A 14528-nucleotide genomic window follows, 5' to 3' on the forward strand; every position below is an offset into this window, starting at 1 on the left:
ACTAGCTCCCAATCCCGCTCGGCCCGTGCTGTTTTGGCCCGGCGGACCGCATGAGCGCGGACCGGGCCGCGATGCGTCGGGCCGGCGCGGCATCGCACCGGCTCACCGCCGGGAGAGCACCCCGGTCTGGGCCCGCATGGCGGTGCGGTCGAGTTCCTTGAAGATCTGCTCGCGCACCTGGGTGCGTGAGCCGGGGATCTGCAGGGGCCCGTAGCTTGTCTCGAACCGTGCCAGGTGTGCGCGCATGCGCTGGTAGAGGTCGGGGTGGCGGTGTACGAGCTCGTCGTAGGCCTGATCGCCGGCTCGCTTGAGCAGAGCGTGGCTGGGGTCGGCGCGCTCGGCCAGCGACAGGCCGTCGTAGAGCGCGGTGGTCAGGTGCACGGCCTGGGCGCGGCGCTGCAGCAGCGGGGAGAACAGCCATCGCCGGGAGCGGAGTTGCTCCAGTTGCGCGACGGGGCGGGCAGTGGGGGTGCGGATCAGGTCGGTGAGGTTCTTGGTGTGCGGGTCCTCTTCTTGCTGATATAGGCGTCGCACAGCGCCTGGCCGTTTTCGAGGGTGGTAGGCCCTCCGGCGGCCCAGGGGATCTTGTGGTCCGCGTGCCATCCGTCCGTGAGCGCCGTGCTGCATCCCTGGCAGCGCCCCTCGGCGTGGTCGTACAGGATGCTGCGTTGGTCCTTGCTGAAGAACCGGAGCGAGTCACGCTCGACCATCGCACCCCCACCTTCCTTGTGGAGTAACGAACTTGATGGACCAAAAGGTATCGGCGGGGTCTGACAACGGGGCCAGAACGCAGCTGTGATCACCGCCTTCGCGCGGCGATCCATCGCCGACCGCCGATTGATCCCACGCCGAGTGCTATGAATTGAGCGCGCGGATCACGAGCCTGATCCACCGTGGCGATCATGGGGCGGGAAGTGCGGAATGACATTCAAGCGAAGGCAGGCAGACCCGGTCGGAGTTCCGGGGGATCCGGAACAGCTGTACCGGCTGCTGGCACGGGGGAACCGGGGGCCCGACTCGGTCTGGGGACACCAGTCGAAGGTGCTCGAACACTGGCACAAGGAGTTCCGTGACAGGAGCGATGTCGCGCTTGAGCTTCCGACCGGCGCGGGCAAGACCCTCGTCGGGGGTCTGATCGCTGAGTATCTACGCCGGGCGGAAGGGCATCGGGTTGCCTATCTATGCCCCACTCGGCAACTTGCCGTGCAGACGGCGAGGAAGCTGGACGACTACGGGATTCCCCCGTCCCTCCTCATTGGCCCCTCGCGTCACTGGGACCAGGCCGATGTGGCGCGCTATCAGGCCGGGGCGTCGGTTGCCGTCAGCACCTACAGCCACGTGTTCAACTCACGGCCTCGGATCGACACGGCGGATGCTCTGATCCTGGACGACGCGCATGCCGCCGAGGGATACGTCTCCAAGCCCTGGAGCCTTCGGTTCAGCCGGCGCACACACGAGGCTGCTTACAAGGACCTGCTCGCCGCGCTGAGCCCCGCCCTGGACCCTCTACTGCTGCCGCATCTGAGGTCGGACAATCCCGGGAGCCAGTACCTCGCCGGGATCTACTTGGCCTCTCCCGCGGTCGTGACTGCCCATGCCGGCCACGTGGAGGCGGTCATCCGGGAAGCCGTTGCCCAGGGCAAGATCAGCGACGATGCCGTCCATGTCTGGAAGTTCCTCGAAACCCATGTGGCGGACTGCCTGGCGTACGTGTCCTACCGCGAGATCCTCATCCGCCCGCTGATCGCCCCGACGTTTCAGCACAGCGCGTTCAACAGTCCCCAGCAGCGCATCTATATGAGCGCCACCCTGGGGGCCGGCGGCGAATTGGAGCGGGCCTTCGGCCGGTCCAAGATCCACCGCATTCCTGTCCCTGCAGGTTGGGACAAGGAAGGGACCGGGCGACGGTTCTTCCTCTTTCCAGAACTGACCCGAGACCTCGCCTCGAACCCGAAGGCGGTGGCACCTTTCGTGCGCCGCGTCATCGAGCAGGCGGGGCGCGTGGTGGTGCTCACTCCGGAGACCCGCGTGGCCGACAGGTTCTGCGAACGGTTCCTCCCGGAGGACTTCCTGACCTTCACCGCCCCAGAGGTCGAGGATGACCTTTCCGTCTTCACCTCGGAACCCTCCGCAGCCCTGGTTCTGACCAACCGTTACGACGGCGTCGACCTTCCGGACGAGGACTGCCACCTGGTCGTGTTCGCGGGCCTTCCAGCCAATGGTGATCTCCAGGAGCGCTTCCTCCATGACTTCGTAGGCGCCGACGAAGTACTTCGCGAACGTATCCGCGCTCGCATCCAGCAGGGCGCCGGCCGGGCGACGCGCAACCTTCGTGATCATGCTGCTGTTCTAGTCCTAGGCCGGGATCTGACCTCCTATCTGGCCCGACGGGACATTCAGGCATCGATGCACCCCGAAATCCATGCCGAGCTGGAGATCGGCGTGGATGCGTCGCTTGACCAATCCTCTGAGGACCTATGGGGGAACCTGGCCATCTTCAACGCTCAGGACTCTGAATGGGAGGAGGTGGAAGAGGACATCGTCAGGCATCGGGAAACCTACGACCGGCAGGACGGGCCCGGCGCCGCAGCTCTCCAAAAGGCCGTGCGAAGCGAGGTCGCTGCCGCGAACGCCCTGTGGTCCAAGGATCATCAGTTCGCACTCACCGCGATCAAGACAGTGACGGATCAGCTGCGCAATGCCCAGACACCGAAGAGGTACAGCTCCCTATGGAGCTACCTGGGCTTTTGCGTCGCCCACCGTCTGGCCGAAGTCTCGAGCGAGCCGCAACTTCGCCAGGCCGCAGCCAACTACTTCCGAGAAGCTCGGCGCAACAGCCTCGGCACGACGTGGTTCGACCGCGTCGCCCCCGTTGCCGCACCTTCCACCACTGCGGTCGAAGAACTCGAGCCCACCGACGAGACAGCCATGAACGCCATCCTGGCGGCGAAGGACCTGTGGAACCCTGAAGCGTTCCAAGCCGTCATGGAGACCCGGGCAGGACTCCAGCAGTCGGATCCCGACCCATACGAAGACGGTCTCGTCCACCTCGGGCGCCTGGCAGGGGCGACCAAGAGCTACGGAGACTCACGCGACGGCAGAGCCGCCAAGCCAGACGCCGTCTGGATCTTCGGCGACGCCCGATGGGTGATCTGGGAAGCGAAGAACCAGGCTACGGAAACCGGCGAGATCGGAGCCGAGCAAGCGCGGCAGGCCGGCGGCCACCGGCGAACGACAGAGAAGGCGGAGGGCGCCGTGGCGCCCGGCGACTCCATTTGCGTCCTCGTCTCCCCGAAGCCGAAGGTGAACGAGGGGACGTACAACGTCGCCGAGGAGAATGTCTATTGGGTGCGGCCCCCTGAAGTTCTTGACCTTTTTGACACGCTCACCCGTGCGTGGCAGGACGCACGGGCCCGCAATCCGTCGGCCATGAGCGTTTCCGACCTCGCGGCAGTGTTCCGTGAACACCAGGCGCTGCCGTCCCAATGGCTGCCCACGTTGCGCCGCCAGCCGCTGTGGCGGTCGCCTGCGCAGTAGCCCACCACTTTGGATGGAGCGGGACGGACGGGTACGAGACACCGTCCCCGTGATCTTCCATCCGGTGTGGGTTCGACGCCCCGCGCGGCAGCGGGGGAGGCCTCACGGGCGCGGAGCTAGGCTCTCCGTCTGCCTGTGCCGCCGGCTTTGTTTCGTCGCCAGCAGAGACCGGCTCCGTCCTCACATGAAGCCGCTGCTCGCCGCCCTCGACCTGGCCACCGGCAAGATCTACTACCGGTCCGCCACCGCAAGCGGTGGCATGAGTTCCTCGGCTTACTCAAGGTCCTGCGCAGCCGCTGGCCAGGCGAGAAGCTCTACATCGTGCTGGACAGCTTCTCCCCCGCACAAGCACCCGAACGTCCGGGCCCGGGCGACGGCGAACGAGGTCGAACTCGTCTTCCTGCCCACCTACGGTTCATGGCCGAACTGGATCGAGTCCGAGTTCGCGGCGTTGCGGAATTTCGCGCTCAACGGCACCGACCGTCGCAGTCACGGCGAGCAGAACGCGGCCATCGCCTCCTGCAGCCGCTGGCGCAACGCACGCGCCGCACCGAAGACCGGCTTCGCCATCGAGTCACCCATCCGCACCTGGACCGACTACCCGGCTAAGGCGGCTTGAGAAGTCCTCCACCATCCCCTCATGACGGGTCGGCCATATCTCCATGGCATGGACGATCTCCGCCAGCCGGGCCTGGAAGTCCACCATCGTGACCTCGCCTCGTCCGTACTCCTGCCACAGGCCAACGAGCTGGTCCTCCCACCCTCCGAGCTCGATCAGCTTGTCCGCCAGAGTGAACCCGTCCAGCGATGGCTTACCCACCTCAAGCACCCAGCGAGTCGCAGCCGCACCTGCTGTGACGCCGCGGCCGGCCAGCTCGACCACAGTGAACGTCACCTTGGCATCCGCCGCAACCGCGAGGAACACACCCAGCGACACGGAGTTCCGCACGGCCAGCCCGCGCCCGGAGGTATCCGACTCGCTCATTCACCATCACTCCCGCCCAGGCCCAACAGGAGACGACCATAACGAGTTGTCCGGACAACGATCCGGGACGAACCACTACTAAAGGCTGTCCCGTAAACGATCTCCGCCTCATGGGTGTCGGGGGTAGTGAGGGTGATCGGCGTAAGTTGACGCGAGGTCAAGCAGGTCATCGCATGGCCAGGTCTCGCCGTCGTACTGACAGTCGTCGCGGTTGTCCCACGGTAGTTCGGGGTCGCCCATGGCAGGGCTGAGGACATGGCGGCCGAGCACGCGTCGTTTGGCCTCCACCTCCCGCAGGACGCGAACGGGGTCGTGCAGCGCGACGTGTAGGGCGATCGTGGGATGGAAGCCGGAGAGTTCTCCTTGGCAGAAGTCGACCGTGTGCCCGTGAGCGGTCCACTCCTCGCAGCCGTCACCGTTGCAGCGTCGGGCCAGGTCGGCCTCTTCATCCAGCCGTGTGCGGAGGAACGTCACCAGGTCTTGATTCATGGGGTCATCTTGGATGACGCGCCAGGCCCGGTCGCCTGATTTCCATGCTGCGGGCAGGGCCCGGCTGACAGGTCGACAGTGGAATGATCTTGCTGTGGCTGGTGTGATCACGGCGTCGGAGCCGTCTTGGATAGCCCCGTTCACCGGGCTGAGCCCCCGCATCTTCGGCAAGTTGGTGACTCAGTTGCGGGAGGCAGATGCCGATGCCGTCGGCCGGGGCCGACCGTGGAAGCTGTCGCTGGAGAACCGGGTGCTGCTGGTCACGGCGTACTGGCGGACCAACCTCACCATGCGGCAACTGGCCCCGCTGTTTGGGGTGTCGAAGTCGGCGGCGGGACGGGTAATCGACCACCTCGGGCCGAAACTCGCTCTGCAGCCCCGCCGGCGGTTCGCGAGGGACGCTGTGCTGATCGTGGACGGCACCTTGGTGCCCACCCGCGATCGTAAGGTCGCAGAGCAGTCGAAGAACTACCGCTACTCCACCAACCACCAGGTCGTCATTGACGCTGACACTCGCCTGGTCGTGGTGGTCGGCCGACCGCTGGCGGGTAACCGCAACGACTGCGTGGCCTGGGCGGAGTCCGGTGCCGAAGCCGCCGTGGGCAGCACCACGACCATCGCCGACGGCGGCTACCCGGGCACCGGGCTGGTGATGCCGCACCGCCGCCGCAAGGGCGAGGAACTGCCCGCATGGAAACAGGACCACAACAAGTCCCACAAGCAAGTCCGGGCCCGTGTCGAGCACGCCTTCGCGCGCATGAAGACCTACAAGATCCTGCGCGACTGCCGTCTCCGCGGCAACGGCGTCCATCACGCCATGCTCGGCATCGCCCGCCTGCATAACCTCACTCTCACTGGGTAGCTCAGCCCGCCTTCCCTGAACCGAGCACGTCCCGACCAGCCGGGGAGATCGTTTACGGGACAGCCTTTAGGGGTGAGCGCCGCGCGGTTTGCGGCGAAGGGCCTGAGCACCGAAGAAGGCTCGGGTGTGCGTGTGCGGGCGTTCACCCGCACGGTCATGGATCAATGGGGCGCGGCCGCAGCCGGGGAGACCGTCGTGGCCGTGGCCTGGGAACTCGCCGCCAACGCGGTCCAGCACGCGCTGCACCTGGACGCCCGGGCGCATCAGCCGGGCCTTGCGTGGCTCAGTCTGGTGCGCAGGGATGAGGCGGTGGTCTGCGCTGTGACCGACAGCAGCCCCGCGGCACCGGTTCTGCGCTCACCTGCCCCCTTGGGCACCAGTGGGCGAGGTCTGCATATGGTGGACCGGCTCAGCTCGCACTGGGGGTGGTCGCAGTCACCGAGCGGCACCAAGACGGTCTGGGCGAGAGTGCCGACAGCCTGGTGAGCACCCGACGTGCCGCGTCAGCTGGGGATGAGGCGTAGCGCCGGCCGCGCGGCCTGTTCTGTGCTGCGGCCGGCGCCGCCGGTTCCGACCACGGCGGTCACCGGAACGAGGCCGAAGACGTATTCGTTTAGCTCGGCCGGTGAGATATCCAGGTCTGCGGCAACGTCTTGCGGGAAGATGCGTTGACCACGCAGGACCTGGAAGACCTTGGCGAGAAGCTGACTTGACTCCCGGGCCATCTCCTTGGCATCGGGCTCCCCTCGCCGGTAACCACGCCGGGACAGTTCCTTGGCGGCCTGCGTGTACCGCCACTCCGACAGCAGGTTGAGCTTGCGCAGCCGGTAGGTCAGCGCCATGGCAGACACTCCCCACTTCCGCTTGGCGCTCAGGATCCGTTCGACTGAGGCGTTGTGCAGCTGCTGGGCGAGGATTCCGGCCTGCGGCATCAGGAAGGCCGAGGCGAACTCGTCCGCCTCCGACTCCGTGGCCGGTCCGCGCGGAATGCGGTGCTGGCAGTGCAGAACGAGATGCCCGAGCTCGTGGGCTGCGTCAAAGCGCCCCCGCTGCCCGGTCTTGCGCGTGTTCAGGAACACGAACGGGGTCGTGGCCTTGATAGTGGAGAACGCATCTGCGTCCAGGCAGTCGGGCGCGAGCGAGAACACCCGGACCCCATTCGACTCCAGCAGGTGCACCATGTTCGGCACCGGTGCTTCGCCCAGCCCCCAAGCCGCGCGGACCTGAGCCGCGGCTTCACTCGGAGACCGGTGAGGGAACGTCGGAAGGTTCGGCTTCGGCAGCTTGAAACGTTCCTCCAGCCACGTGTTCAGGTCGGCCGCGATCGCCCCCGAACTCAGCGCACTGTCCCGTTCGAGCGCCGTCATCTTCGAGGGGGCCCGGAAGCTGACAGCATCGGGAGTCAGCTCCGCGGGCGCCGGTCGGGAGAAGAAGGGCAGTGGGTAGCCAAGCGCGTCGGCGAGGGAAGCGAGACTGTCGTCCGAGGGCGGCTTGCGGCTGTTCTCGAACGCCGTGATGCTCTGAGCCGAGACACCCGACTTCTTAGCCAGCGCCGCCAGCGTCATGCGCCGCCGCTGCCGCGCCAGCACCAGCCGCTCCGGGGTGAACACGTGCCTCATCCCACTTTCTTCGCCATCTTGCCTTGTACGTCAGCCTCCCAGGTACTCCACCATGACCTGCGGGTTGTCCCCGTCACCGGGGTCGTCCAACAGGGCCACGTCGAACCCGGGGTCGCCCAGGTCGGGAAGCTCCAGCGGAATCCGCTCGATCCACTCGTCAACGTACGCGCCGTTCATCTTCACGGGCAGTGACAGCTCCGCGGAGATGCCTTCGTTGTCCCGCTTGTACAACAGGCACCACGTAGGCATTTCGTCGAGCTCCCGACCCCAGCGCGCCTCGTCGCGCGTCATCAGGACGAACTGGCCGTTGTTCTCGACCAACCGCGCCATCTTCGGACCCTTGGGGTTCCTCGACCGCACCCTGGCGTCGAGATCGCCGACCCCGCCGGCCGCGCTGATCGCGGTGACCACATGGGTCCGGTCCGGGTGCATCGTCCGCAGGATGCTGTCCCGGGTCGTGTATTCCCAGCCCAGTGGCGTCAACTGCTCGGCCATATACCGGTTGGTTCGGCTCCAGAACATTGTTCCCTTCATGGATGGAGCGTCCATGTCCGTGCAGCTACGCACGTCCTCCGCCGCCAGGTCCAGGGCCAGGTGGAAAAGGTCCTTCGAGAAGTCGAGCTCAACTAAGCGCTCGTCGCACTGCCGCGGATCCAGGTGCTGCAAGTCCCCTCCAAGCAGATGAGTTTCAAAAATCCTACCTCATTCGAGGTCGAATTCTTGAAACCCGCACCGATTCTCGCACATCAGTTCTATTTTGTCATCTGATGTTGAGCGCTCGTCAACTGTGCTGCATGCGGCAGGGGTTTATGGATGGCGTCGGGGGCGACGTTGGTCGCGGCCGCCTATGCGGGTCGAGGCACTGCCGGGAGCGGGTCAGTGGAGCGTGTGGCGGCCGTCGGGCAGCCACCCCTCCAGGAATCCGGCCAGGAAGGTGATTACGCCTTGAGGGGACACCTGTCGTCGTCGGTGGCGGAGCTTCTCCAGTGCCCATAGGGAGTAACCGCCTTCGCGGTCGCAGGCCGAGCGGGCGTCCTCGTTGGTGATCCGGTAGATCAGGAGGTGGGTCTCCGTGATCCTCTCGTACTCCCAGGTTTGATCACTGCCGGAGGTGTGGACCCCTCGGACCTCCGCAAGTTGTGGGTTGCTGATTCCGAAGGTGCGAGCGAGGTGCTGCCGTGCCTGGGCGGCGGGTTCGACGCCCGTTCCGGTATGGATCGACGGGATGGTCCAGGTGTCGCAGCAACTGCCGCACAGCAGTAGCTGCCGGTCGTCGTTGATGAGCAGCAGAAGTGCTCGCCGATCCTGTTGTGCGTCTGGGACGTGCTGGATGGTCACCACACCACCTTCCCTTCTTGCTATTAAAATAGCAAGAAGGGAAGGTGGTGTGGTGACTGGTCGCCCCTGGCGGTAGTAGACCGCTTATGCCGTCGCGCGCCTACGGCTTCGTTGCGCCGTGAATCTGGGCTGCTCGACGGATGAGGTGACGGACACGGGCCCTTCGGTGTGTCTGGTCGCGAGCGTGCATTTTGCATGCTGATCGGCTTGCCGGATCCGCTCACTGTCTCGTGCCCGCAGATGTCTGCTCTCCTCCAACTTCCAGGCACTCCTGGCCTCATCGGTCTGTAGCCGCCCGGTCGGGCCCCGCGTCGCAGGGAGTTCGTAGCCGCACCCTCTGACCTCGGATGGTCTGGGATGTTCGACCGGCTTTGCTGCGTCGCCCACCTTTCACGATGTCGGCTAGAGGCAGTACGAGCGGAACCCTTGGGCCGCTTATTTCCAGGCGTGTCGGAGAGTTCTGGGTGCTGACCGGCGCCGACCGGGTAGTGATCGTTTCTTCGGTGAATCGGCGCGGCCGAGCGGGTGAAGTTCGCCCCAGGAGCCTTCCGCCCGCGTGCAGGGGACGGGTACAAGACGGGGCGTGATCAAGAACCTGATGAGGCGCGGCCTGCCCGCGTTCACCTTCGCTGCCCTGCCACTGCTCGTCGGAACGCTTCCCGCGGAGGCAACGGTCCCTGGAGGCGAGCTGCCCGTCACCTCTCGCATGTCGGAGCGGCCTCTCGCCGGCGGACCCGTGGCCCTCGCACCGCTGTCGCTGTTCGAGGCGATTGACCAGATTCCCGTCGCCGTGGAACAGCGTGACGGGTACAAGCGGGACTTGTACAAGCACTGGAACCGTGGCCTGAATGCTGAGGATGGCTGCGACACCCGCCGCGAGGTCATCCTCTCCGAGGCCGTCGAAGCGCCCGAGGTCGGGGCTGGGTGCAAGCTCACCGGTGGCTCATGGCTGAGCCCGTACGACGGGGTCACCGTGACCGCCGCAGGTGGTCTGGATGTGGACCATATGGTTCCTCTCGCCGAGGTCCACGACTCCGGTGGGTACGCATGGGACGCTTCCCGCCGCGAGGCGTACGCGAACGACCAGGCGTCACCCCTGACGCTGATCGCGGTCACTGCCAAGTCGAACCGCAGTAAATCGGATAAGGACCCGGCCCAGTGGATGCCCCCGGCCGGTGGCTACCACTGCCAGTACACAGCCGAGTGGGTGGCTACCAAGCTCCGCTGGGCCCTGACCGCCGACGAGGCCGAACATGAGGCGCTGCTCGGTCTGGCGGAAGACTGCCCCGGCACCACGGTCGTCTACGAGCCCGCACATTAGGCCCGGCTCCCAGCCCGGGCCATAAGCCGTTGCTATGGCCCGGGCCACGAGGCCTGGCTGTAACTGCACGCGTGGTCAGCAGCTTCAAGATGGCCGCCGCAGGTGGGATCGTCACTTTCGGCGCCGACGGAGTTCGGTCTCGCCGCGGGGGGCCTCCGATCGCCTTTGTCCTTGACCCTTTGTGTAGTGGCGGAATTTCAATGCGCCCCGTTGGTAGGCAATTGCCAGCGGCGGGCCGCTCCTCGGCAGAACGACTCCGCCTGCGAGCCACGTTGGGTGGCCGGCCGTCAGGAGTCGTTTTCAGGGGCCATCCATGAGGAGGGCACGAGGCCCGAGTCGTTCCCGTAGCGCCAGCGCTGGACGACGTGGTCGCTGAAGGCGGGATCGTCAAGGTCGGCGTGCTCCATAACGATGATCTGCATCCTGCCGGCGAGCTGCTCCAGTGTGTGGTGGATGGCTTTGAAGATGTTCAGCAGATGCGTGCGGTCGTTGGTCTGCAGGTCCTCCTCGTCAGTCGGCTCAGCGGGGAAGTAGACCTGTGAAGGCTGGTCGAGGATCAGCACTCGGGGAACAGGACCGCTGTGCTTGGTGAACCACTCGTGGAGGCTGAGAAGGGTGGAGACGTGGTAACCGAGATGGTTCTCAGCGCTGCCCATGTTCTTCAGCTGGACCGGGCCATCGAGAGTGTCGGCGATCACCGTCAGGCGGTTGGTGTCGAGGCGAATGGGTGAGTCGGAGAAATCGAGGTCGAGTGCCCTGGCCTTCTCCTTGATCCCCTGGTTGATCAAAGACAAGAAACTGGTGAGACGCTCGTCCTGAGTGCTACCGCTCAGCTGCTCCTCGAGCTCCGCAATCTGCTCGCGCAGCTCCTCACGGCGGTCCAGGACCCGTGGCGCGGCGGCATGCTGGGCGGCCGTGTCGAGGTAGAGACTGATGCGCCCCTGGACGATGGCCGATCGGCGCAGATCGTCCGGCTCCTGCTGGATGGCACGCATCGCGGTGGTGAGTTCGCGGGTCTCGTCCTGGTTCCGCGCCAGCTCGGAGCGGAGTTTTTGCAATCGAGTTTCGTGGTCGGCGAGCAGGCGCTGAATGGCGGGAGTGTCGCTGCCGATTGCCCGGAGATCGCCGTCGAGGTAGGCGACGTCGCGCCTGAGATCGGCGATGGTGGCGTTGGCGGAGGGGACACGGCTGTCGCACACCGGGCAGCGGTCCTGCCCGGAGGTTTCTGCATCTTGGTTGATGAGCCCTAGAGAGGTGAGGCGAGCGCGCTGTTCGACGGCTTGGTCGTTGAAGTCGGTGTTCTCGGCCAGTTCCACCTTCAGGTCGGCGATCTGGGCCCGGGTCTGTGCGAAAAGCCGGCGCAGTTCGGTCCGGCGGGAGTTGAGGGCCGCGAGGGGATCATCGTCCGCCAAACCGTGCTGCGGAGAGCCATGGGCCATGGCGTTGCGCAGGCGCTGGAGGACGACGTCTGCTGTCAGTGCACCGGTCTGTGGTGGCAGGAGGCCAGCTTCGACTGCCTCAGTCAGCAGCGCCTGAGCCTGACCGCTGGCCGGCGTGAGATCTGCCGAGATGGCGACCACGGCTTCGTTGTCCGCCAAGTCGCGGCGCAGATTGCGGAGTTCGTTCTGAAGCAGCGCCTGGTCGCGGTCCACTGCGCCGAGAAAGTACGGGATGACTCCCCGGATGGTGTTCGGCTTCCAGTCCTCGCCCTGAGAGTGGAAGAGAACGTCAGGGTTGGCGACTTCATTCTGGGCCTGGAAACAGAAGAAGAGAGCGTGGCGCACAGAAGGGGCGATGAGCGTGTTCTTGCCGACGGCCGGAACACGGACAGTGTTGTCGATGCCGCAGAACTCGCTGAGGAGGCCGCGGGCAACGTCACCGGGCGTTGAGAAGCGAAGGTCTTCCAGGGCAGGGGGAGGAGCATCAGGGGCTTGGGCGAGTACACACATGACGGTGCTGACGGCCTTGCCCTCCGGAGCACGGCGTGCGACGAAGAGTTGCTGACCGGGCTTGAACAGGGTGATGGCATAGGCGCTGACATAGTCGCGGACCTTGCCGGCTTTGACTGGGTAATCAGAGCTGGCAAGGCAGTAGTCGATGATCGTCAGCAGTGCGCTTTTGCCTCGCCGGGAGTCGCCCGTGACGATGTTCAGGGCCCCTGTCTTGAAGGGGACAATGTTCATCTGGCCAGGTTGCTTGCCGTAGATGGTGACCGCTTGAATCTGGAACGTCACGGTTTGACTCCGAGGAGGGTCAGGACAGTGATGAGGCTGCCCGTGCTGGGCAGCCAGCGTCCGAGGAACAGGGCTGCCCTCTGGGCCGCGATGGTTTGTTCGGTGGTTCCTGTGATCTCTAGTGTCGTGGGGCCTGCCGCCAGGACAAGTCCTCCGTCCGAAGTGCGCAGTGCGCTGGTCTGAAGTGCGAAGAGCACTCCGGGGCGTACCACGGCGGACAGTGAGGCAGCGTTCCTGGTCATCGCGATGCGGACACTCTCGTGCATGTCGAGCCACTTCATCAGGCCGGACTTCATCGTGGGGGGCAGCTTTGCCCTGATCGGGGGCTGCAGGGCCATGATCCCGGCCGTCACGGCTAGATGCAGGGGGCAAGGGCCACCGTATTGCTGCGCGTATCCCTGGACGGCGCGGGTGCAGAGCAGCCCGGTGAAGGCGGGGTTGTACAGGGCACGCTCCTCGCGGCTCAGGTTCATCCGTGGGCCTCGGCAGGCTCGAGAAGCTGCATCAGCCGGGCCGCAAAGTCCGGGTGCCATCCGACTCTGCGCTCGTCGGCGAGCATGTGGTAGGAGCCCTTGGTCACAAATACCTCATCACAGCCATCACGGATCTGGAAACGGGCCTCGGTGTCGACCCACCGGTAGATCAGCCTGGCTTCGGCCTTCATCTTTTCCTCGGTGGCCTCCGGGCCCAACTCCTCTTCCATCAACGCGAAGCGGGACTCCCACTCCTCCACCAGCCGGCGTTCGTACTCACCGATCTCGCCAGCGCGCAGGAGGCTTTCGTTCAGCCACCGAGAGCGCTGGGCGAAGGCGCGGACATAGTCCCGGACGGCGTAGCCGATGCGTGTGGAGCCGACCCCGATCAGCCCAAGCTGCTGGACGAAGACCTTGTCCGCCTGTTCCCCAAGATCGCCGGACATGCCGACGATGTCGCGGTCGATCGGCAGGTTGTCGTAGTGAAACTGTCGTTGCAGGCCGGTGAAGAACTCGTCGAACTCGACGCCAGTCACCGGGCTGCCGCCAGGAGTCCGCATCTGCTCGATCACACGGTCGTAGAACCAGCCCTCCAGCCTTTGCAGGAAGGACTGGGCGGCACTGTGGCCGGCAGCTACCGCAGCCAACCGCAGCATGGAGGTGCGGACATCGGAGATGTCCCCTGTACCCCCGACGACCTGAATCCGTGCGAGCAGAGCAGTCTGCTGCGGTTTGGCCAGCCCGGTCAGAGCGGCGAAGGACTTTCGCAGCTCCGTACTCGTGGTCTTTGAGGCCTTTGCCGCATCGCAGAGAAGCGTCAGGGCCAGGCCCTCGTCGCGATTCCGCGTGACGCGGTGCTGGAGAAGACATCCCACGCTGCCCTCGGGCAGTTCTGCTGTGGTGAGCAGGTAGAGATTCGTGTTGTTCAGGTCGATCCGCCCTGCTGCAGCGGCCTCCGCCCAGATCCGCAGTGTCTTCCAGAGATCCTTGGAGGTGTTGGTCAAGCGCACGCCAACAGCACGCTGCTTGAGCTGAAGCAGGTCTGTCATGGAGCCCACGTGCTGCTCAATATCGTCGGCGGCCTCGACCGCAATGCTCCAGTCTGGGCCTGCGTTCATCCACTGCTCGATGCACAGGTGCAGAGCTGTAGCGAACTGGAAAAGGTAACCCAGAGCCGACGCTGACGCCTCGTACTGTTCACCTCCGTCTGCCATCACACCCCCAGAGCCAGACCGGTCCGGCGATCATTTCATGAGAGGACTGATCCGCCAAAGGGATCACTCGCAGCGAGCGTGCCTTCCTGACGGAACCGGTACGTCGTATCGGGGGTTGCTCGTGACCGTCCTCGGTAGGCCGCGAGCGGGTCGCCGGGAGTCGACCACGCCGCGGACAATTCAGACCGAGTTCAAAGCCCTGTCGGTAACGACGAAGATCCGTGGACTTACAGCCCGCAGCCGTCCTTACGACCCGAGGCCGAAATAGGCGGTGGCCCCGCGGAACGGCTGGGCCGAGACGGTCGGCGGCGTTCGCGCGCCGATCGGCGACTTCATCCGGGGTCACGAGCGCGACCGAGCGCCTCGAGCCGAGGTTGACCTTGCCCTCACGGTTCGTGCGTCAACTATTCGGCCTTGCTAAAGCTGAGACGAAGGTCTGGGCTCTCGGGGTGGGGT

General features: G+C 65.4%; 15 protein-coding genes. 5 read left to right on the forward strand and 10 right to left on the reverse strand.

All coding sequences use genetic code 11. The annotated features are described in order from the left end of the window. Window positions 1–102: 102 nt before the first annotated feature. Both ACIQZN_RS25190 and ACIQZN_RS25195 read right to left on the reverse strand, forming a co-directional pair. Window positions 103–534 carry a hypothetical protein gene (locus ACIQZN_RS25190; protein WP_403998041.1) on the reverse strand — a complete coding sequence of 144 codons (432 nt, stop codon included), beginning with the start codon at window positions 532–534 and terminating at the stop codon, window positions 103–105. Continuing rightward, the gene (locus ACIQZN_RS25195; RefSeq protein ID WP_403998044.1) at window positions 477–710 is read right to left on the reverse strand and encodes an HNH endonuclease; all 234 of its coding nucleotides are present in this window, start codon (window positions 708–710) and stop codon (window positions 477–479) included. Before ACIQZN_RS25195 ends, ACIQZN_RS25190 begins: the two co-directional genes overlap by 58 nt. A gap of 211 nt (window positions 711–921) precedes the next feature. Between ACIQZN_RS25195 and ACIQZN_RS25200 the strand changes: the two genes are divergently transcribed. Both ACIQZN_RS25200 and ACIQZN_RS25205 read left to right on the forward strand, forming a co-directional pair. After that, window positions 922–3537, forward strand: coding sequence for a DEAD/DEAH box helicase (locus ACIQZN_RS25200; protein ID WP_403998047.1), 2616 nt, complete (start codon window positions 922–924; stop codon window positions 3535–3537). A 184-nt stretch (window positions 3538–3721) separates the two neighbouring features. Then, entirely contained in the window at window positions 3722–4156 is a 435-nt protein-coding gene (locus ACIQZN_RS25205) for a hypothetical protein (protein ID WP_403998050.1), read from the forward strand. Here the strand turns inward: ACIQZN_RS25205 and ACIQZN_RS25210 are convergent. Both ACIQZN_RS25210 and ACIQZN_RS25215 read right to left on the reverse strand, forming a co-directional pair. Then, complete coding sequence (locus tag ACIQZN_RS25210; RefSeq protein WP_403998053.1) at window positions 4112–4522, reverse strand: hypothetical protein; 411 nt, start codon at window positions 4520–4522, stop codon at window positions 4112–4114. The genes ACIQZN_RS25205 and ACIQZN_RS25210 overlap by 45 nt on opposite strands. A 108-nt stretch (window positions 4523–4630) precedes the next feature. Next, entirely contained in the window at window positions 4631–5011 is a 381-nt protein-coding gene (locus ACIQZN_RS25215) for a DUF6221 family protein (protein WP_403998056.1), read from the reverse strand. A 94-nt stretch (window positions 5012–5105) separates the two neighbouring features. Between ACIQZN_RS25215 and ACIQZN_RS25220 the strand changes: the two genes are divergently transcribed. Together ACIQZN_RS25220 and ACIQZN_RS25225 are read left to right on the forward strand one after the other, a co-directional pair. Further along, a complete protein-coding gene (locus ACIQZN_RS25220) occupies window positions 5106–5873 on the forward strand; it encodes a transposase (protein WP_403998059.1) in 768 nt (255 codons plus the stop codon). A 72-nt stretch (window positions 5874–5945) separates the two neighbouring features. Then, window positions 5946–6359 carry an ATP-binding protein gene (locus ACIQZN_RS25225; RefSeq protein WP_403998061.1) on the forward strand — a complete coding sequence of 138 codons (414 nt, stop codon included), beginning with the start codon at window positions 5946–5948 and terminating at the stop codon, window positions 6357–6359. Between the two features lie 17 nt (window positions 6360–6376). Here ACIQZN_RS25225 and ACIQZN_RS25230 read toward each other — a convergent pair whose 3' ends face one another. The 3 genes from ACIQZN_RS25230 to ACIQZN_RS25240 form a co-directional block, all read right to left on the reverse strand. Then, a complete protein-coding gene (locus ACIQZN_RS25230) occupies window positions 6377–7483 on the reverse strand; it encodes a helix-turn-helix domain-containing protein (RefSeq protein WP_403998064.1) in 1107 nt (368 codons plus the stop codon). Between the two features lie 39 nt (window positions 7484–7522). Then, the gene (locus ACIQZN_RS25235) at window positions 7523–8158 is read right to left on the reverse strand and encodes a hypothetical protein (protein ID WP_403998067.1); all 636 of its coding nucleotides are present in this window, start codon (window positions 8156–8158) and stop codon (window positions 7523–7525) included. A 210-nt stretch (window positions 8159–8368) separates the two neighbouring features. Further along, window positions 8369–8830, reverse strand: coding sequence for a hypothetical protein (locus tag ACIQZN_RS25240; RefSeq protein ID WP_403998070.1), 462 nt, complete (start codon window positions 8828–8830; stop codon window positions 8369–8371). Between the two features lie 598 nt (window positions 8831–9428). Between ACIQZN_RS25240 and ACIQZN_RS25245 the strand changes: the two genes are divergently transcribed. After that, complete coding sequence (locus tag ACIQZN_RS25245; RefSeq protein ID WP_403998129.1) at window positions 9429–10151, forward strand: HNH endonuclease family protein; 723 nt, start codon at window positions 9429–9431, stop codon at window positions 10149–10151. A gap of 287 nt (window positions 10152–10438) precedes the next feature. Here the strand turns inward: ACIQZN_RS25245 and ACIQZN_RS25250 are convergent, their stop codons facing one another. Genes ACIQZN_RS25250 through ACIQZN_RS25260 form a run of 3 tightly spaced genes read right to left on the reverse strand, consistent with a single transcriptional unit; the run spans window position 10439 to window position 14072 of the window. Then, complete coding sequence (locus ACIQZN_RS25250; protein WP_403998073.1) at window positions 10439–12385, reverse strand: DUF3732 domain-containing protein; 1947 nt, start codon at window positions 12383–12385, stop codon at window positions 10439–10441. Next, entirely contained in the window at window positions 12382–12858 is a 477-nt protein-coding gene (locus ACIQZN_RS25255; RefSeq protein ID WP_403998075.1) for a three component ABC system middle component, read from the reverse strand. Before ACIQZN_RS25255 ends, ACIQZN_RS25250 begins: the two co-directional genes overlap by 4 nt. Beyond that, a complete protein-coding gene (locus tag ACIQZN_RS25260) occupies window positions 12855–14072 on the reverse strand; it encodes an ABC-three component system protein (protein WP_403998078.1) in 1218 nt (405 codons plus the stop codon). Before ACIQZN_RS25260 ends, ACIQZN_RS25255 begins: the two co-directional genes overlap by 4 nt. Between the last annotated feature and the right edge of the window lie 456 nt (window positions 14073–14528).

Source organism: Streptomyces sp. NPDC097595 (assembly GCF_044761525.1).
GTDB lineage: Bacteria > Actinomycetota > Actinomycetes > Streptomycetales > Streptomycetaceae > Streptomyces > Streptomyces drozdowiczii_A.